Source organism: Clostridium sp. AM22-11AC (assembly GCF_003473545.1).
Lineage (GTDB): Bacteria > Bacillota > Clostridia > Lachnospirales > Lachnospiraceae > Enterocloster.
This window is the reverse complement of the sequence record NZ_QUCM01000014.1, coordinates 1-19,524: the sequence shown is the minus strand read 5'-3', so window position 1 is coordinate 19,524 and position 19,524 is coordinate 1. Positions and strand designations below refer to the sequence as shown.

Sequence of the window (19,524 nt, the reverse complement as noted above, 5' to 3'; positions counted from 1 at the left end):
CCTCTCTTACTCGTTTACTCTTCTTTGCTGCCTATTTTGACGGAGACATTCCCTTTAAATTAGCCTGTACACGGTTGTACAGTTCCTGTGCCGCATTGTAGCCCATCTTCTTCTGACGGTAGTTAACTGCTGCAGACTCTACGATAATGGCAAGGTTACGTCCCGGACGGATCGGGATGGTATGGCAGACTACCTTGTTGCCTAAAAATTCTGTATACTGGTCTTCCAGTCCCAGCCGGTCATATTCTTTATCCTTATTCCAGTCTTCTAATTTGATGACCATATCAATAGACTGGGTATCCTTAACACTTTCAACACCATACAGTGTCTTTACGTCGATAATACCAATACCGCGAAGTTCAATAAAATGTCTGGTGATATCCGGTGCGCTTCCGATCAGTGTATCATCGCTGACCTTGCGGATCTCTACTACGTCATCGGTAACAAGACGGTGTCCGCGCTTGATCAGCTCCAGAGCTGCCTCGCTTTTACCAATACCGCTCTCGCCCATGATCAGAACACCTTCACCAAATACGTCAAGGAGTACACCGTGGATACTGATACATGGTGCCAGCTTTACATTTAACCAGCGGATCACCTCTGCCATCAGGGAAGAAGTAGTCTTATCAGAGACAAGACATGGAACGCCGTAGTAATTGCAGTACTCAAGGAGATCGTCATCCGGCTCCTGGCTTCTGCTGAATACCAGACATGGAATCTGGCTGGAAGTAAGCTTATCAAACATCTGACGCTTTACATCACGCTCCATAGTCTTAATATATGCCTGCTCTACATATCCAATGATCTGTACACGTTCTCTGTCAAAATGATCGAAAAATCCGGTCAGCTGCAGTGCCGGACGGTTTACATCCGGGTGGGTCAGCACGATCTTGTCTGTATCGATCTGCGGTGTGGAATTTCGCAGGTTCATTTTCTCGATCAGCTCTGTAATAGTAACTCCATGCATAATGGTTTCCCCCTTATGTGATTATTCTACTTTATTGTACTTTTGATTTTTCCAATATTCACCAATTATTTATTCCTATACTAACACATTTTAAGGTTATTGTCATGTATTTTCGTTTCCGGCACCAGCCTGGGCATTGTCCTCCTGTATCTTTTCCGGCTTATGAAAGAAATGATACACAGACTCCGCTGCTTTCCGGTTCATCTGAGGCACCTGCTCTAATTCTTCTGCAGTGGCACTGCGTATGGTGTCTATATCCTTAAAATGGCGCATAAGGGCTTTTCTCCTGGTTGGCCCGATGCCCTCTATATCATCTAAAACAGACCTTACCTGAGCTTTTCCCCGCAGGCTTCTGTGATATTCAATGGCAAAGCGGTGGGCCTCATCCTGGATCCGTGTGATCAGCCGGAAGCCTTCGCTGTGACGGTCAATGGGGATCTCTACGTTATTATAATAAAGTCCTCTGGTCCTGTGGTTATCATCCTTTACCATACCGCACACAGGGATCGAAAGCCCCAGACGATCAAGGACTGCCAGGGCAATATTTACCTGTCCCCGTCCGCCATCCATCATGATCAGATCCGGAAAGCGGGTAAAACTTCCATAGGAAATATCCTTTCCCTTTTCACGTAAGTTTTCACTTTCCTGTATTCCATGGGAGAAACGGCGTGTAAGCACCTCTTCCATGGACGCATAATCATTGGGGCCCTGGACAGTACGTATCTTAAACTTGCGGTAATCGCTGCGCTTTGGCTTTCCGTCTTCATAGACCACCATAGAACCTACCGACTCTACACCACTGGTATTGGAAATATCGTATGCTTCCACTCTGCGGATCCCTTCTAACCCGATCCAGCTTCCCACCTGGTTCATGGCACCTATGGTACGCAGTTCTTCCCGTTTGATCTTTTCCTCGTCCTGTGTCAGTACCAGAGCTGCATTTCTGGCCGCCAGTTCAACCAGCCGCTCTTTATCCCCTTTCTGCGGAACCACCAGTTTTACTTTCTGTCCCTTTTTCTGGGATAACCACTGGCTGATGATCTCCTCGTCTTCAATGGGATACTGGAGCCACACTTCTCTTGGGATAAAAGGAGTTCCTGCATAAAACTGTTTTACAAACCCGCTGATGATCTCTCCTTTTTCTTCTGCCATTCCCACCTGGATGTAAAAATGGTCCCTGCCGATCATCTTTCCTTCCCTGATAAAGAACACCTGGACCACCACATCTTCCATGGCTCTTGCCATAGCCACAATATCCCTGTCTTCCCTGCCGCTGCTAGTGATCTTCTGCTTCTGGGCCACCTGTTTTACACTGTTTAAAAGTTCTCTGTATTCAATGGCCTTTTCAAACTCCATTTTTTCAGAAGCATCATACATTTTATCTTCCAGAGATTTCAGTAAGGGTTCATAATGACCCCCTAAAAAGTCCAGTGCCCCTTTGAAAGACTCCTGGTACTCTTCTTTTGAAATATATCCCTGGCAAGGAGCATCGCACTGATGGATGTGATAATTTAAACAGGGCCGCTCTTTTCCCGTATCTTTTGGCAGACTGCGGTTGCAGGTGCGGATGCGGTACAGTTTGTGGATCAGCTCCAGGCTGTCTTTTACAGCCCCGGCACTGGTATAAGGACCAAAATAGCGACTCCTGCCATCCTTTTTCATATCTCTTGAAAACAGAAGCCTTGGAAAATCTTCCCAGATCGTTGCCTTGATATAAGGATAGGTCTTATCATCCTTTAACATGGTATTATATCGCGGACGGTGTTCCTTTATTAAATTGCACTCTAAGACCAGCGCCTCCAACTCAGAGTCTGTCAGGATATATTCAAACCATGCAATATGGGATACCATCTGCTGGATCTTGGCTGTTTTATTGCGGCTGCTCTGAAAATACTGGCGTACACGATTTTTCAAACTGATGGCCTTGCCTACATAAATGATCTCATCCCGGTTATTGTGCATCAGATATACACCGGGGCTTGCAGGCAGCTTTTTCAGTTCTTCTTCCAGATCAAATAGCATTCGTTCACCTCATTTTAACCATCAGCGCAGTCTGCTGCCGTCATACCGGCGCAGCAGCTGTATATGGAGGCGCAGATCCATTACCTGCTCTGTTTTTGTCTTTCCTGTTTCCGGCTGCAGGTCCAAAGACAGAAAGATACAGTCCAGTTCTTTCTGTGTTACATGGCCTTCCATCTGTTTTAATACAGCCAGCTGATCTTCCGGGCGGTCAGCGTCCAGAAAACGTTCCAGCCATTCGTGGCCCATCGGTTCTTCTGGTTGCTGGGTCTGATCATATCCTGCCAGATTGCCGGTGGCCGGCTTATTTCCATTTTTTCCCAGTTCATTCATCTGTCCTGGAAATACCTGCTCAAAACGGTATTCCTGCTCCACATCCGGATATTTTTCCCGGTCTACCGGGCTTATAAACATCTCCAACGGTCTTACATACACCTGGTAATCCCCATAGAGAGCCTGATAGACCACCATTTTCTCTCCTGTTTCTGAATGAGTGGCCACTGCAATGACCTGATATAATTTATTTTTAAAATGCCTGTAAAAAGTTCCAGGCTGTGGGATCCTGTTCATGGTTATACTCCTTCTATCCGTACATATGTTTCCCTGCTAGTATAACACATGTCTTGGGAATATAAAAGGCGCTTCTTTCAGATGCATGGCAGCAAAAAGGCCGCAACATTTCTGCCACGGCCAGTTTTAACCTATTTATAACACAAACTTTTATTTACCTGTTGATGCAGGTAAGCCTTATCTTATGCCTCAGCCAGATGTCTCTTTAAAGTCTCTCTTACAGCGCCCTTTCCAGCGATCTGTTCTGCGAAGATGCTTTCTACATATTCGCCAAGACCTGCCTCATATAAGTTTACACCGAAGATCTTTGCATCACTTAAGATTGGGGAAAGAACAGCGTGTACGTCGCAGGACTCTCCTACCTTTACGCCTGCCAGCTTGCCAGCCAGTTCCTCATACATTGGATCCGGGCTTACTGTAAATGCGTTCAGTTCATCATCTACACCTAACAGATAACGGCACCATCCAGCCTGTACCATTGGGATGAACTTTAAGGATTTTACATCCAGTTCAGAGCTTGCCATGTATTCCTTAATGGTCTCACCAAAGCGGATGGACAGCTTCTGGGAAGTATCGCAGGCAATCCTCTGTGGAGTATCAGGCATAAATGGGTTTGGTACACGGATCTGAAGTACTTCATCAATAAACTTCTTTGGAGAAAGAATTCCAGGATCTGTAACAACCGGAAGTCCCTCTTTGTATCCAATGATCTCAACCAGTTTAACCAGGTCAGCATCCTTCATCTCATCGCTGATCTTGGTGTAACCTAACAGGCAGCCATATACAGCCAGTGCAGTGTGCAGAGGATTTAAGCAGGTGCATACTTTCATGCGCTCTACTTTTTCTACTGTCTCTCTGGAGGTGAACATAACACCTGCATTCTCTAATGCCGGGCGGCCGTTTGGAAATGCATTTTCAATTACAAGGTACTGAGCCTCTTCTGCGTTTACGAAAGGTGCTACGTAGGTATTCTTGCTTGTTACAATGCTTTCTGTATCAGTAAAGCCAGCATCCTCTAACATCTTCTTTACGCTTGCGTCAGGACGTGGGGTGATCTTATCGATCATGCTCCAAGGGAAGGAAACCTTTGCAGGGTTCTCAATGTACTCTAAGAAGCCCTTCTCTGCTTTTCCGTTCTCAGTCCATGCTTTTGCATAAGCATCTACTGCTGCGAACAGCTTATCTCCGTTGTGGGAGCAGTTGTCCATACTTACCAGTGCCAGTGGAGCTGCGCCCTGGGTATATCTCCAGTAGCATAATGCTGCCAGCTTACCGATGTAGCTGTCTGCATTTTCAGGACCTGCCTCAAAATCAGCCTTTACATCTGCGCGGAATGCACCGTCAGGAGAAGTGATACTGTAGCCCTTTTCAGTAATGGTAAAGCTTACCATCTGAAGGGTATTGCTTGCGAAGATCTCTTTTAAACGGTTCCAGTCTGCTGCGTCATGACGGTCTACAGTCAGTGACTCTGCAAGGCTTCCGATCACGGTCTTTTCAATGGTTCCGTTTGCCTTTAAGGTAACTAAAAGGCTTAAATCATCCTGTGGACGGTATGCTTTCTTGATGATCTCATAATCATAACCCTCTGCTACGATGATACCTGTTTTTTCAATTCCTTCATTTAACAGTTTCTGCTGTAATGCAGCTGGGAATGCGCGGAAAATATTACCTGCGCCAAAGTGTACCCACTGTGGGTTCTTCTTTGTCTCTTCCTTCATAGCCTGACGGTCAAACTGTGGAAGACTGATCTCAGCCTTCTCCCACTGTTCTTTGTTTTTCAGTTCGCTGTCCAGTAAATGCATAATGATACCCTCCTGTTTTGGTTTTATATTACTGTTATACTAATATATTACTTCTTAACTCTGTCTCTATTCTACCACATATTTTTTTATTTTCCATATGAATTTTTGTCAATATCATTGCAAAAGTTGCGTTTTCTATGTAAACTGTGAAAAATCCCGATCTCAGCCTGCTGCAACAAACTTCCTCATGGCGGAAATGCCCATTGTCGGCGTAAAAAGGATGTGCCTTGGCAGTACAAAAAAAGAGCCGCACACTGCGACTCTGTACCCGGACTCATGTCCCTCTTATTTTACTGTGATCGTCTGAACGGTCTGACCGTCCTCTGCGGCTTTATCCTGCGCATTGGCTGCCGCTGCATTTACAAGGATCAGCGCAGCTGCCAGGGCCACCCAGGCAAAACTACCTAAAACTCTTCTTAATTTCATGGTACTCTTCCTCCGAACCCCATTATACATAAGTTTTACAAAAATGCAAGATTTTTTCATTTTTTTACAGAAGGACGGGGATTTTTTACATTCTCTTACGTTTATTATTTATAGGTAAAAATACAGCAACAATGTCAAACATACAAAAATAAAATAAACTACTATAACAATAACAGAAAGGACCTTTATGATAAACTATCAGCCCTTCTGGGAAACACTGAAAGCCAGCGGAGAATCTACTTATTCGCTGATCCATGATTATTCCATCTCCAGTGCTACCATTGACCGTTTGAGGAAAAACCGACCATTAAGTACCAGCACCATCAATGATCTTTGTATCATTTTAGGCTGCAGCCCGGAAAACATCCTTGCTTTTACGCCTCCTTCCCCTGAGACTAAAGAAAACGATATCTTCCTAAAACACAGATCTCTGCCCCGTACAAGGGAATAATTCTCAATCCCCCTATGGCATTGTGTCCCCTGCTGTGCTATACTTGATACGCAGTGCTTTCCTGTTCCAGTCTATAGAGATCTAAATTTGCAGGAAGCCAGGTAAAGGAGAATATCATGCAGAAAATAGGAAGAAATGATCCCTGCTGGTGCGGCAGCGGACATAAATATAAAAATTGCCATATGGATTTTGACGTAAAACTGTCAGAATACCGTCACAAAGGTTCCAAGGTACCAAGTCATGCCATGATCAAAAATCCGGAGCAGATCGCAGCAATCCGCGAAAGCGCAAAGATCAATGTGTCTGTTTTGGATTATGTTGCAGAACATATCTGTGCCGGCATCTCAACCGAGCAGATCGATCTGTGGGTTTACGAACAGACTACTCACAGAGGCGGAATTCCGGCTCCCTTAAACTATGAAGGATTTCCAAAGAGCGTCTGCACCTCTGTAAACGATCAGGTATGCCATGGTATCCCTTCTGCTGATGTGATCTTAAAAGATGGTGATATCATTAATGTAGACGTTTCTACTATTTATAAAGGATACTACTCCGACTCTTCCAGAATGTTCTGTATCGGTGAAGTCTCCCCTGAAAAGAAGCGTCTGGTAGAGGTAACCAAACAGGCGATCGAAGAAGGTTTAAAACAGGTACGGCCATGGGGACACTTAGGTGATATGGGTCAGGCCATCAACGACTATGCTACTGCAAACGGTTATACCGTTGTCCGGGAGATCGGCGGTCACGGCGTAGGCCTGGAATTCCACGAAGATCCATGGGTAAGTTTTGTTTCTAAAAAAGGAACAGAGATGCTTATGGTTCCGGGTATGATCTTTACCATTGAACCTATGATCAATATGGGGAAAGCAGATATCTTCGTTGACGCGGAAAATGACTGGACCATCTATACAGATGACGGTATGCCTTCCGCCCAGTGGGAGATCCAGGTTCTGATCACAGAGGATGGATACGAGATCCTTTCCTGGTAACAGGATCCGGCAGCCAGATCTGTCTCTTACAGGTCTGGCTGCCGTTCTGTAAACGATATATCCGAAACATTCAAAAACTTATTTTCTATATTTAATTCCAGCCGTCTGGCAGATATTTTCTGGTGTTTTCGATCATATCATGTACCAGGCTGCGCACCTGTGCCTCCTGAGGCTGCTTTCCCTTTACAACAGGGTCATGCAGGAAAGCCTGTACTACCAGTTCTTCATCACAGGTAAGTGCTGCCTTTAAGGTCCTCTCATGGTTTTCAATGTGAGGCATCAGCAGGGCTTTTACATTTTCAGGTACTTTCCCTGCAGCCACCGGATGGATACTGTCTCTGTCAAACAGGGCGTTTGTCTCTACCAGGGCATTTTCCGGAAGATTTGGGATCTGACCGGCTGTATTTGGGATATTTACATTGCTGACTACACGTCCCAGTCCACACAGTGCCTTGATCAGAAGAATTCCCTCTTCTCCTGTTGGCGTCAGATCGATCTCCTCTTCTCCTGCTGCCAGTCTGTGACTTCTCTCCAGACGTTTCTTCAGATCTTCTTTTCTCCAGTCTACTGTTGTCAGACCGAACTTCCAGGAAGCAACTGTTTCCGGATCATTCAGATACTCATTTCCAGGCATAAATTCCGCCAGATGACGGTCTCCTGCTGCTGCGATCAGCCCATACCTGCAAAAAAGATCCATTTTTACACGATTGGCGCATTTAAAAGAAGAATTCATCCAGTTTTCACCTTCCAGCTGATAACCTTCTTCAAAATGATGATCTATATAATTCTTGTATACAGGGAATAAGTCAACTCCTTTATAACTTGCCTCCGTAAACCAGGTGAAATGGTTGATCCCCACTACATTTACATGAATATCATGCCAGTCTGCAATCTTGTCTCCTGTTTCTTCTTCGTAGATCCCCCTTAAAACCTTCTGGGTACCAAATACCTCATGGCAGCAGCCAAATGCCTTGATCTGCGGAAATACATGATACAGTGTTTTCACACACAGGGACATAGGATTGGTATAATTGATCACCCAGCAATCAGGAGCATATTTTTTGATCGCCTCTGCGATCTCTACAAACATAGGGATCGTGCGCAGCCCTCTTATGATCCCGCCTGGGCCTGCTGTATCACCTACTGACTGATAAATACCAAGGCGCTCCGGCAGATGTACATCGGAAGCCATCTCATCAAAAGTTCCCGGTAAAATAGAGATCACTGCAAAATCACAGCCTGTAAGAACTTCTTTCAAACTGTCCTTTACCTCAAACTTCCAGTCTCCCTTTGCCTCCGGTCGGTTCATCAGGTGATTGCCGATCACTTCATTGGTCTGTGCTGCTTTCCTGTCAATGTCATATAAACGGATGGTTCCGCTGATCTCGTCTTCCAGTGCCAGATCCGTCATAAATGTCCACGCCCATCCTCTGGAACCTCCTCCAATGTATGCAATCTGAATATCAGAAACTTTTCCTTTACTGTACTTCATATACGCTGCCTCCTGTTACAATATGTGTCCTTTATGTAGGTCCTTTTATGTAGGTCCTTTTATGTGTCTCATTTTAGAATAAAATATGTAAAATCGCTAACAAAATCAGATATATTTTTGTAGTTTTTATCTTATCGGCTACTTTTAAATGCAACTCTATGCTATAATAGGCGCAGCAGGAACAGGAGCACTTATCATTATGGAACAGGACACACTTTATCTTTCTTTCAGTGAAATACCTGACGCATCTGAAATTTTATTTAAAGGGGAAATTCCCGGCATTTTCGTTGAAGAAGCCATCCGCAGCCACAGTTTTTCCATGGTCACACGCCATTTTCATGAAAGCCTGGAATTATATTTTCTCATAGAAGGGGAACGTTTTTATTTCGTAGAACAGGATACCTATCATTTGCAGGAACATATGGCTATCCTGGTAGACCAGAACCAGATCCATAAAACCTGCCCTGCAGGTACAGGAAAAAAGCACCACCGTTTTCTGATGCAGTTAGAAGGACCTGTATTAGACCAGCTTCTCCGCCTGTGTGGATCTGTAAGTCTGGAAGAATTTGGAAATGCCTATCGTGGTATTACAAGATTTTCTGTGGATCAATGGGCTCAGATTCTTTCCCTTCTGACACAGATCAAGGAACAATTTACACTTATCTCATCCCGGACAACTCCTGGCAATAAACAGGACACAATGACTGCCAACGGTTTGATCCGTCTGTATACCGTTCAGCTTCTCCTTCTCCTGATCCAGATCAGAAGGACGCAGGAAGAGGGCGGCTGGAAGGAAAACCTTCAAAACAATCTGGTCCACACAGGTATGTATCAGCAGGTACATGATATTGCTATTTATCTCCAAAATCACTGCAGTGAGAAAAACAGCCTGGATCAGATCGCTGCCCATTTTTTCATCAGCCGTTCCTACTTGACCCGGATCTTTCGCAAAGTTACCGGTTTTACCATTACAGAATACCAGAACATCTGCCGCATCAAAAAAGCCCAGCTTCTCCTGCGAGAAACTGAGCTTTCCATGACGGATATTGCCCTTGAAGCGGGCTTTATAAATCTCCCCTATTTTGAACGAGTATTTCGCAAAACTACTTCTCTTACACCCCTTCAATACCGCCGTCAGATGCGGCCATATTCATAACCTGACATTTCATATACCTGGATTCGGGCATCACACTGCCCTTTAAGTCCTGCTTTTCCCTGTTTACCATACACACGGGTAGTAAATACCTGGCTTCCCTTATTAATAAACAGTTCCAAAGAAGTTGTGTCCGCAAACAAAGTAAGGTCTGTCAGTTCTTCGATCCATACCTTGCGGATCGTCCTGCCGCTTCCACAGTTACCCAGGTCCAGCGTCAGAACATGATCCATATAGGTCAGTTTTACTCCATCGCTGATGGAAAATTCCATATTTTTGCAATCCTTAAAGTCGATCTGCACTTTGGCACATTTGGGTAGTTCCAAATTTTGGAATTCTTCTTTGGAAAATGTTCTGCCATTCCGGCAAAGTTTCTCCAATTCCTTTACCGGCTCCTGATACAGCTTTCCATCCCTTATATGGAGCTGTCTCGGGATCGTTAAGGCATGCTGCCAGCCTTTTTTTACAGTAGGATTTGTATAATCTGCATCCGGTATTCCCATCCATCCGATCAGGATCCGTCTTCCCTGCTGATCCTCAAAGGTCTGCGGAGCATAAAAATCAAATCCCCGGTCTACCATCTGAAAATTATCTGTAGTCTTAATTACCCAGGTTCCCGGTGTAAAATCATAATCTAACGGAATACATACACACTGATGGACATTCCAGTAATCATATCCCTTCTTTTCTACACCCTGAGGGCAACAGATCAGACACAGCTGTCCATCCAGTTCAAAAAGATCCGGGCATTCCCACATATAGCCAAAGGCATTTTCTGTGGTGATCCGTCCATGATATTTCCAGTTTGTCAGGTCATCGGAACGGTATACCAGTACCAGGCCCTTGCTCTCTTTGTCCCTTGCTCCTAAGACCATGTAATAGCCATCTTCCCTCTTAATGATCTTTGGATCCCTTACATGGGCACTGATATCTGCCGGATAATCACTGTTGGTCATCAGGCATTTCTTCGGTGAAAAATGCATTCCGTCTTCGCTGGTGACATACATGGTATTGCTGACTCTTCCACTGTTGATGTAATCATAATCCGGGCGGTCAAACAATTTTACATTTCCTGTATAAAAGAAGTTGATCTTCCCATTTTCACAGAAAGCAGAGCCGGAATATACGCCATGAGCATCCTCATCGCTGTCCGGGAATAAGACCGGCTGGCACTGTTCATAGGTAACAAGATCCTTTGTTTTATAATGACCCCACAGTTTTAATTCTCCGGTTGGCTCAAAGGGGGTATACTGATAATAAATGTGGTATTCTCCTTTAAACTGACAGAGACCATTGGGATCATTCATCCAGCCGGTTTCCGGCATCAGGTGAAATGCAAGCCGGTCCGGGTCTTCTGCCACCTGTTTTCTGTATGCCTCATTTTCCCCATACCATGTTTCATAATCTTTCTGAAATACTTTCTCATATTTTTTCAAGGGATGCCTCCTGCTATTGCCAGCTGTATTATTTGTAGTCTTACTTTCTGGTTACTTTTACTGCCGCGGTATTCTCGTCTGCATTTTCACTGGAAAGTGGGGTAATATCCAGGTTCATTGCTTCCGGGAAGATCATCATAGTCTGTGGATTTAAACCTTTTTCCCGGATAAAGTCCAGGTCTGCTTTTAAAAGCTTATCGCCCTTCTTTACTGTATCGCCCTGGGTAACAAACGCTTCAAACCCTTCGCCGTCTAACTGTACCGTGTTGATACCTACGTGAATGAGCAGTTCCACGCCATCGGCAGATTTGATACCAACTGCATGTTTGGTAGGGAATAATAAAGATACAGTACCATCACATGGAGCATAAACGGTTCCGTCTGCTGCTTCTACTGCAATACCATCACCTAACATTTTGGATGCGAACATTTCATCTGCAGACTCTGTTACAGGAAGGACTTTTCCTTTCATGGGGGATGTAAAGGTAAGTTCCTGGTTTTCCTGTGCTGTTTCTGCAGTCTCTTCTGGTTCTGTTACAACTGCTTCCGGTTTGATCTCATCTGTTGTTGCTTTCACATCAGAATTCACTTCTGCTTCTTTATCTGCATCTGTAGTTTTAGCTTCTACTTCTGCTGTTTCTTTCTCAATTCCCATTTTTTTCCAGAATACAACAGTCAGTCCAAAGGATACTGCCATAGAAAGGATCAGACCGATGGCAAAGTGACCATAATCTTCCGGCTTCATGGAGATAAATCCAGGGAGTCCGGCTGCGCCTAAAGCCTGTGCCAGTGTTTTAGTCCATGCAAGATAAGCACTTCCTACACCGGAACCAATAATTGCTGCATAAAATGGATATTTCAGTTTTAAGGTCACACCAAACATAGCCGGCTCTGTGATACCTAAAAGAGCGGATACACCAGATGCGGAACAAATAGATTTTAATTTTTCGTTTTTGGTAAGCAGCAGCACTGCAAGAACAGCTGCTCCCTGTGCCACGTTATTCATACTAGCTGTAGAGAAGATAAAGCTTCCGCCTGTATGAACACTGTCTGCTAAAAGCTGAGTCTCAATGGCAATGAAGCTGTGATGCATACCAGTCATAGTGATCGGTGCATAAGTAAGACCGAAGATCGCGCCGCCTACAAAACCAAGAGAATTATAAAGCCATGTAATACCTGCTGCCAGAAGATTTCCTGCCTCTCTTAATACAGGTCCTACAAAAATGAAGGTAAGGAAGGAAGTAATCAGAATAGACAGCAGCGGAGTTGTCAGATTATCCAGCCAGGAAGGTGTTACCTTACGCAGGCGTTTTTCAATATTTGCAATGATCCATGAAACAGCCAGTACCGGAAGAACGGTTCCCTGATAACCAATAGCTGCCACATTCAGCCCCAGGATATTCCATACAGGCGGATCTGCAATACCAATCTGGTATGCATTTAGAAGATCCGGATGTACCATGATCATACCCATAGCTGCGCCTAAGAAGGCATTTCCGCCAAATTTCTTCGTAGCACTAAATCCGATGAGCACCGGCAAAAATGTAAATGGCGCGCTTGCAAAAGTATTTACTGCTGTTGCCAGGCCTGCCCACTGTGGATAAAGCTCAATGACACTGCTTCCATTTATTAAAGGGGATGTCAGCACATTGTTAAGGCCCATTAAAAGACCGCCTGCAACGATTGCCGGGATAATAGGAACGAAAATGTCACTGAGCATTTTGATAAAGCGCTGGATGGCGTTGCCGCTCTTCTCTTCTTTTTCATTAGATGCCTGCTCTTCTAATGTGCCTAACTGCTTCTGCACTTCTGCACACACCAGATTTACAGTGCCTGAACCAAAAATGATCTGAAACTGGGACTGTGTAAGAAATACTCCCTTTACACCCTCTAAATCACTTAAAGCTTCTTCGTTTCTCAGTGAATTATCACGAAGCTGAAAACGAAGTCTGGTAGCACAATGAGCTACTGATTTGATGTTTTTCTTACCGCCCACATACTGAATTACCTGTTCTGCAATTTTTGCGTAATCCATTTTTTACCTTCCCTTTCTTTTTAATGTTCTCTCGGATTTTTTGTTCCGGAGACATTTCACACAACTATTATTTATAGTGATATATGACCACACTTTGTGGTATATCCGGTACCAATCTTTGTTTTTCTGTCTCTATTGTAACTATCTCCCCTGTTTGTGATTGGTACCGGTTCCATATTTGTATCATATACCTTTTTGTGTCTAATGTCAATGTTATTTATGGTACCGGTTCCATTGTTGAGTGTAAAAAAATAAAGGTCATTTTTATGCAACTTGCACAAACACGACCTTTTTATTACTTTTCTTTGCTTTTGGACCCTTTTGGGCCCGGTTCTGCCCTGTCTATTTCCCGTTTATTTTACTGTATTTTCATTTCTCACACTTTTTCCAAGTATCATTTCAAAGCCTACGATCTGTTTTTTTGGTACCGGTTCCTCTCTTATCATCTTAAGAAGAGTCTCCGCTCCCAGATAGCCCAGTCCATAGGAGTCAAAACGCAGGGTGGTAAGCTGTGGAGACAACAATTCGCTTTCATCATAGCCGCCAAAACCGGCTACTGATACCTGCTCCGGAATTAAAATGCCATGCTTTTGCAATATACGGTATGCTCCAAAAGCCAGACGGTCTGTAGCGCAGATCACACCGTCAGGAATTCCTTTCTCAAGGACTTTTTCCATCATTTCCTGGCCGCTTACGTAGCTATAATCTCCTGTTTCTACGGTCATCACCTGGGATCCGCTCTCTTTGATCCCCTCTAAGACTCCCTGGCGGCGGAAAATTCCCACTGCCTCGTCTTCTTCCTCTACGCCTAAATAAGCGATCTTTCCACGGACCCTGCTTCCCATAAAACTTCCCATGGTCTTTCCTGCTGTGTAATCGTCCATAGTTACAGTAATTCCCTCTTCAAAGTTCTGGGCAAGAACTACTACCGGCACCGGCGAATTCATAAGAAGCTGCTTATGTTCCTCGGTAAGAGAAATGGCACTGAATAAAATACCGTCTACTTTCTGGGTAAAAAGGCGGTTGATATTTTCCAGTTCCAGCTTTGGGCTGTGATCTGAGTCCTTGATCAAAGCCTCATATCCCTGACTTCTCAGATAACGGCCAACGCTTGTGACCACACGGCTGGTCACTTTTGAGTTCAAAGTAGGGACGATCACACCAACTGTATTGCTTTCTTTGGCTTTCAGCCTTGCAAAACTGTTCGGGATATAGTTATTCTCTTTCACCACATTCTGGATCTTTTTTCTCGTCTCTTCTTTGATGCTTCCCCCGTTAAAATACCGGGATACTGTACTTTTGGTAACTCCCGCCAGCTCTGCAATATCAGCCATTGTCAGCTTTTCAGCCATGATGCATTTCCCTTTCTTTTTAAAAACCCCGGAGAGTTTTTACGCCCTCCGGGGTTGATTTAACCTAATCTATTCTAACTCACTTTGCAGGATGAATTAGTCATTTCCATAAAGTGCAACCAGCTTAGACAGATGCTCGTAACGCTCTTTTGCTTCTTTCTCGTTACGTGCGAACAGAGTAGCTGCTCTGTCTGGGTTCTTCATGGTTAAGGACAGGTAACGAACCTCGCCCTTTAAGAAGTCCTGATATCCTTCCATCTTAGGAGCCTTAGAATCTAAGGTGAACTTCTTCTCAGCAGCTGGGTTGTAACGGAAGTTGTTCCAGTATCCGCACTCAAGAGCCAGCTTCTCTTCGGTCATAGCCTTGTCCATACCCTTCTTGATACCATGGTTGATACATGGAGCGTAAGCGATGATCAGGGATGGTCCTGGATATGCTTCTGCTTCAGCCAGAGCCTTAACAGTCTGAGCCATATCGCCACCCATACAGATCTGAGCAACGTATACATAACCATAGCTCATTGCAATACCAGCAAGGTCTTTCTTCTTGGTCTCTTTACCGCCTGCAGCGAACTGAGCTACAGCACCGGTCTTAGTAGACTTGGAAGCCTGACCACCTGTATTGGAGTAAACCTCGGTATCGTAAACCATGATGTTAATATCTTTTCCGGAAGCCAGAACGTGGTCTACACCGCCGAAGCCGATATCGTAAGCCCATCCGTCACCACCGAAGATCCACTGGGATTTCTTAGCTAAGAAGTCCTTGTTAGCAACGATCTCTTTGCAGGTTGGGCAGTCAATGCCGTCTAATGCAGCAACTAACTTGTCAGTTGCAGTTCCGTTTAATGCGCCTACAGCGTAGGTATCTAACCATTCCTTGCAAGCAGCCTTAACTTCTTCAGAAGCGTTCTCGTTAGCCATTACAGATTCAACCTTGGACTTTAAGCCATCTCTGATAGCGTTCTGAGCCAGTAACATACCGTAACCAAACTCAGCGTTGTCCTCGAACAGGGAGTTATCCCATGCAGGACCCTGGCCCTTAGCGTTCATGGTGTAAGGTGTAGATGGTGAAGAGTTACCCCAGATAGAGGAGCATCCGGTTGCGTTTGCGATGTACATTCTGTCACCGAACAGCTGGGTGATCAGCTTAGCGTATGGAGTTTCACCACAGCCTGCGCATGCGCCGGAGAACTCAAGGAGAGGTTTCTTGAACTGGCTACCCTTAACAGTGTTCTCTTTGAACTTAGCGATAACTTCTTCCTTAACTGGCAGAGTCTCAGCGAAGTCGTAGTTAGCCTGCTCAGACAGACTAGCCTCTAATGGCTTCATTTCCAGAGCCTTGTTACCCTTCATACCTGGGCAAACGTTAGCACAGGAACCGCATCCGGTACAATCCAGAGCAGAGATAGCCATGGAGAACTTGTATCCTGGCATACCAGTCATATCCTTCATCTTCATATCTGCAGGAGCCTTAGCAGCTTCCTCAGCAGTCATAGCTACTGGACGGATAACAGCGTGTGGGCAGACATAAGAACAGAAGTTACACTGGATACAGTTATCAACGTTCCATACAGGAACCTTAACAGCGATACCACGCTTCTCGTATGCAGAAGAACCGGATGGTGTAGAACCATCAACGTAATCCTTGAATGCAGATACAGGCAGTGTGTTACCTTCCTGAGCGCTTACCTTGGTCTGGATGTTGTTTACGAAGTCTACAACTTCCTTTCTTCCCTCGGTAACTACCTTGTAGTCAAGTCCTTCATCTTCGCAGTTAGCCCAGCTTGCTGGAACTTCTACTTTGTGAACGCCCTTGGCACCAGCATCGATAGCTGCCCAGTTCTTCATAACAACGTCTTCACCCTTACGTCCGTAAGTTGCCTTTGCAGCAGCCTTCATCAGCTCGTTAGCCTTTTCAGCTGGGATGATTCCGGTCAGCTCGAAGAATGCGGACTGTAAGATTGTGTTGATACGTGTTGGTCCCATACCGGTCTCGATACCGATCTTAACACCGTCGATGGTGTAGAAGTTGATCTTGTGATCAGCGATGAACTTCTTAACCTGGCCTGGTAAGTGCTTCTCAAGGCCTTCCATATCCCATGCGCAGTTTAACAGGAAGGTACCGCCGTCAACCAGCTCCTGTACCATGTTGTACTTACGTACATAGGATGGATTATGACATGCTACGAAGTTAGCCTTGTGGATTAAGTAGGTAGACTTAATTGGGCTGTGTCCGAAACGCAGGTGAGACATTGTAACACCGCCGGACTTCTTAGAGTCATAATCAAAGTATGCCTGAGCATACATATCTGTATTATCACCAATGATCTTGATGGAGTTCTTGTTAGCACCTACGGTACCGTCAGCACCCAGACCCCAGAACTTACAGTTAGTAGTTCCTTCTGGAGTAGTAACTAATGGAGCACCGATCTCAAGAGACAGGTTGGTAACATCATCAACGATACCGATGGTGAATGGAGTCTTAGCTTCATTCTCATATACTGCTACGATCTGAGCAGGTGTGGTATCCTTAGAACCTAAGCCGTAACGTCCGGTTAAGATCTTAACCTGGTCAAACTTGCTTCCCTTAAGAGCAGCAACAACATCCAGGTACAGAGGCTCGCCAATAGCGCCTGGCTCTTTTGTTCTGTCTAATACGGAGATAGTCTTAACAGTTTCTGGAATAGCATCGATCAGAGCCTGTGCACAGAATGGTCTGTACAGACGAACCTTAACAACGCCGACCTTCTTGCCCTGCTTTGTTAAGTAGTCGATGGTCTCTTCAATGGTATCATTTACAGAACCCATAGCGATGATAACATGCTCTGCGTCTGCTGCACCATAGTAGTTGAACAGCTTATAATCTGTACCAAGCTTTGCGTTAACCTTGTCCATGTACTCCTGAACGATTGCTGGAAGAGCATCATAGTATGGGTTGCAAGCTTCTCTTGCCTGGAAGAAGATATCTGGGTTCTGAGCGGAACCTCTCTGGCATGGATGGTTTGGATTTAATGCATGCTTACGGAATTCAGCGATCGCATCCATATCAGCCATATCCTTCAGATCTTCGTAATCCCAGGTCTCGATCTTCTGGATCTCATGAGATGTACGGAAACCATCGAAGAAGTTGATGAAAGGAACTTTACCCTTGATAGCTGCCAGATGAGCAACTGGGGTTAAGTCCATAACTTCCTGTACACTGGACTCGCACAGCATTGCGCATCCAGTCTGACGACAGGCATAAACGTCGGAGTGATCACCGAAAATAGATAATGCATGGCTGGCAAGTGCACGGGCAGATACGTTAAATACGCCTGGCAGCTGCTCACCAGCGATCTTATAAAGGTTAGGGATCATCAGTAACAGACCCTGGGAAGCTGTGTAGGTGGTGGTTAAAGCACCTGCTGCCAGAGAACCGTGTACAGCACCTGCTGCACCAGCCTCAGACTGCATCTCTGTGATCTGAACTTCATGACCAAAAATATTGGTTCTTCCGTCTGTTGCCCACTCATCTGTAGCTTCAGCCATAGGTGAAGATGGGGTAATCGGATAGATAGCCGCTACATCAGTAAATGCATATGAAGCATGAGCTGCTGCATGGTTACCATCCATGGTTTTCATTTTTCTTGCCATTTTGATTTCCTCCTGCAATTAGTGAATGAAATATGTATATTATAGATATATAAGTATACATGTGGGTCTGTGCGGGAAACAAGCCCTCACAGACTGGCCTACGTTTATTATATCAATTATTCGTTAAAATGCAAATGTTTAATTCGTATTACTGCAAAAAATACAATGTATACAGTATAATTTGTGCATTTGTTCATATGTTTGTGATTTCGGCACGAGTTAGTCTTGGCAAACTCGTATAGAAATGGCAGGTGAGTTTTGTTAATATTTTCACCTGCCGTTTTATGGGGTTTTACTTATTTTTATACGTCCGCAAATAGGTTATTGGTTTTTTCTCTGTTCTATAATATTACCATCTGCATCATATTTAGTTTCTGAAATCCACTTGTGATTTTCATCATACTCTATTTCGTAAGAAATGCGGATATTTCTACTTGCATCATAATGTATTTCTCTGTCCAATGTATCCTTGTATTCATCAATGCCAATCTCTTTGGTCAGAACACGCCATTGCTTCTGGATTTCCTCGTAATTTCTCCCTAGACGGTCAATACTGAGAATATACAATAAATCTCCTGCTTTTAGTTTTCTCACCAACTTTTTGTAATATGATCGCTCAAAATCCTTTCCTGACTGCTTATCCATAAAGATTTTCTTTTCAGGTACGGAAACTTCCCGTAAAGCAGCAATCTGTCGATCTTCATTCTGATCGACACTGGATACCCGTACATATCCGTAAATGTTCATTCTAATTTTCCTCTACAATTTATCATTCATTATAAAAAACGTGAATTCCTAAAAGAAAAATGCAGGACAATGATAGACTGTGGAAGCACAAAATTAGACTCTGTCGTTAATTAAGGCTTATAATAAAAATAAGCAACAAAAAACCGCCTCATCAGCGATTCATTGTTGCTTACTATAATTCTCATTTTATAAAAACGACCCGGAACGGGATCGAACCGTCGACCTCCGCCGTGACAGGGCGGCGCTCTAACCAGCTGAGCCACCGGGCCATTAAAGGCATTTACATACCTTCAAAACCACATATTGAACTGTTGATCTTCCGAATTTCAAGTACAACTTTCTTTGCTTCAACTCCGCGGTGGTCATTCGAAAAATCTTCGATTTTCCTCATGTCATTGGCTTCGCCAATGTCTGAAGTCTTCCAGATCCGACCTTATGAAAGTAAACTTTCA

The 19,524-nt window shown here is 44.4% G+C and carries 13 protein-coding genes, 1 tRNA gene and 1 pseudogene; 3 read left to right on the top strand and 12 right to left on the bottom strand.

Annotation, left to right across the window (positions count from 1 at the left end; genetic code table 11):
- Positions 1-31: 31 nt before the first annotated feature.
- The 5 genes from hprK to DW251_RS17985 form a co-directional block, all read right to left on the bottom strand.
- Entirely contained in the window at positions 32-967 is a 936-nt protein-coding gene (hprK, locus tag DW251_RS12005; protein WP_021870239.1) for an HPr(Ser) kinase/phosphatase, read from the bottom strand.
- 102 nt (positions 968-1,069) lie between these two features.
- Positions 1,070-2,989, bottom strand: coding sequence for an excinuclease ABC subunit UvrC (gene uvrC, locus DW251_RS12000; protein WP_118301281.1), 1,920 nt, complete (start codon positions 2,987-2,989; stop codon positions 1,070-1,072).
- 21 nt (positions 2,990-3,010) lie between these two features.
- On the bottom strand, positions 3,011-3,556 hold the full coding sequence (locus DW251_RS11995) for a DUF1653 domain-containing protein (RefSeq protein WP_118301280.1): 546 nt from the start codon (positions 3,554-3,556) through the stop codon (positions 3,011-3,013).
- 182 nt (positions 3,557-3,738) lie between these two features.
- On the bottom strand, positions 3,739-5,358 hold the full coding sequence (locus DW251_RS11990; protein ID WP_118301279.1) for a mannitol dehydrogenase family protein: 1,620 nt from the start codon (positions 5,356-5,358) through the stop codon (positions 3,739-3,741).
- Positions 5,359-5,643: 285 nt separating this feature from the next.
- Positions 5,644-5,784 (bottom strand): hypothetical protein, encoded by a 141-nt coding sequence (locus DW251_RS17985; RefSeq protein ID WP_182433615.1) that lies wholly within the window; start codon positions 5,782-5,784, stop codon positions 5,644-5,646.
- Positions 5,785-5,971: 187 nt separating this feature from the next.
- Between DW251_RS17985 and DW251_RS11985 the strand changes: the two genes are divergently transcribed.
- Both DW251_RS11985 and DW251_RS11980 read left to right on the top strand, forming a co-directional pair.
- Entirely contained in the window at positions 5,972-6,235 is a 264-nt protein-coding gene (locus DW251_RS11985) for a helix-turn-helix transcriptional regulator (RefSeq protein WP_021870244.1), read from the top strand.
- A 116-nt stretch (positions 6,236-6,351) separates the two neighbouring features.
- A complete protein-coding gene (locus DW251_RS11980) occupies positions 6,352-7,224 on the top strand; it encodes a methionyl aminopeptidase (protein ID WP_021870245.1) in 873 nt (290 codons plus the stop codon).
- Between the two features lie 91 nt (positions 7,225-7,315).
- On the opposite strand, the gene DW251_RS11975 is transcribed toward DW251_RS11980, so the two are convergent.
- Positions 7,316-8,716: an alpha-glucosidase/alpha-galactosidase gene (locus DW251_RS11975; protein ID WP_021870246.1), complete on the bottom strand. Its 1,401-nt coding sequence runs from the start codon at positions 8,714-8,716 to the stop codon at positions 7,316-7,318.
- Positions 8,717-8,915: 199 nt separating this feature from the next.
- Here DW251_RS11975 and DW251_RS11970 point away from each other — a divergent pair, with 199 nt between their 5' ends.
- The gene (locus DW251_RS11970) at positions 8,916-9,872 is read left to right on the top strand and encodes an AraC family transcriptional regulator (RefSeq protein ID WP_021870247.1); all 957 of its coding nucleotides are present in this window, start codon (positions 8,916-8,918) and stop codon (positions 9,870-9,872) included.
- Here DW251_RS11970 and DW251_RS11965 read toward each other — a convergent pair.
- The 6 genes and pseudogenes from DW251_RS11965 to DW251_RS11940 all read right to left on the bottom strand — a co-directional run bounded on the left by DW251_RS11965 (position 9,851) and on the right by DW251_RS11940 (position 19,341).
- Complete coding sequence (locus DW251_RS11965; protein WP_118301276.1) at positions 9,851-11,305, bottom strand: glycoside hydrolase family 32 protein; 1,455 nt, start codon at positions 11,303-11,305, stop codon at positions 9,851-9,853. The two genes, DW251_RS11970 and DW251_RS11965, sit on opposite strands and share 22 nt — an antisense overlap.
- A gap of 40 nt (positions 11,306-11,345) precedes the next feature.
- Positions 11,346-13,340, bottom strand: coding sequence for a sucrose-specific PTS transporter subunit IIBC (locus DW251_RS11960; protein WP_118301275.1), 1,995 nt, complete (start codon positions 13,338-13,340; stop codon positions 11,346-11,348).
- A 353-nt stretch (positions 13,341-13,693) separates the two neighbouring features.
- Entirely contained in the window at positions 13,694-14,692 is a 999-nt protein-coding gene (locus DW251_RS11955; RefSeq protein ID WP_118301274.1) for a LacI family DNA-binding transcriptional regulator, read from the bottom strand.
- A 96-nt stretch (positions 14,693-14,788) separates the two neighbouring features.
- Positions 14,789-18,325, bottom strand: a complete 3,537-nt coding sequence (nifJ, locus tag DW251_RS11950) for a pyruvate:ferredoxin (flavodoxin) oxidoreductase (protein ID WP_021870251.1) — start codon at positions 18,323-18,325, stop codon at positions 14,789-14,791.
- A 477-nt stretch (positions 18,326-18,802) separates the two neighbouring features.
- Positions 18,803-19,072 (bottom strand): annotated as a pseudogene (locus tag DW251_RS18345) (recombinase family protein); the annotation flags it as partial.
- A gap of 195 nt (positions 19,073-19,267) precedes the next feature.
- Positions 19,268-19,341 (bottom strand) — tRNA-Asp (locus DW251_RS11940).
- Positions 19,342-19,524 lie beyond the last annotated feature (183 nt).

What these genes read in the sequence shown, in the direction of transcription:
- hprK (WP_021870239.1), bottom strand. Translation starts at nt 967, where the DNA reads ATGCATGGAGTTACTATTACAGAGCTGATCGAGAAAATGAACCTGCGA.
- uvrC (WP_118301281.1), bottom strand. Translation starts at nt 2,989, where the DNA reads ATGCTATTTGATCTGGAAGAAGAACTGAAAAAGCTGCCTGCAAGCCCC.
- DW251_RS11995 (WP_118301280.1), bottom strand. Translation starts at nt 3,556, where the DNA reads ATGAACAGGATCCCACAGCCTGGAACTTTTTACAGGCATTTTAAAAAT.
- DW251_RS11990 (WP_118301279.1), bottom strand. Translation starts at nt 5,358, where the DNA reads ATGCATTTACTGGACAGCGAACTGAAAAACAAAGAACAGTGGGAGAAG.
- DW251_RS17985 (WP_182433615.1), bottom strand. Translation starts at nt 5,784, where the DNA reads ATGAAATTAAGAAGAGTTTTAGGTAGTTTTGCCTGGGTGGCCCTGGCA.
- DW251_RS11985 (WP_021870244.1), top strand. Translation starts at nt 5,972, where the DNA reads ATGATAAACTATCAGCCCTTCTGGGAAACACTGAAAGCCAGCGGAGAA.
- DW251_RS11980 (WP_021870245.1), top strand. Translation starts at nt 6,352, where the DNA reads ATGCAGAAAATAGGAAGAAATGATCCCTGCTGGTGCGGCAGCGGACAT.
- DW251_RS11975 (WP_021870246.1), bottom strand. Translation starts at nt 8,716, where the DNA reads ATGAAGTACAGTAAAGGAAAAGTTTCTGATATTCAGATTGCATACATT.
- DW251_RS11970 (WP_021870247.1), top strand. Translation starts at nt 8,916, where the DNA reads ATGGAACAGGACACACTTTATCTTTCTTTCAGTGAAATACCTGACGCA.
- DW251_RS11960 (WP_118301275.1), bottom strand. Translation starts at nt 13,340, where the DNA reads ATGGATTACGCAAAAATTGCAGAACAGGTAATTCAGTATGTGGGCGGT.
- DW251_RS11955 (WP_118301274.1), bottom strand. Translation starts at nt 14,692, where the DNA reads ATGGCTGAAAAGCTGACAATGGCTGATATTGCAGAGCTGGCGGGAGTT.
- nifJ (WP_021870251.1), bottom strand. Translation starts at nt 18,325, where the DNA reads ATGGCAAGAAAAATGAAAACCATGGATGGTAACCATGCAGCAGCTCAT.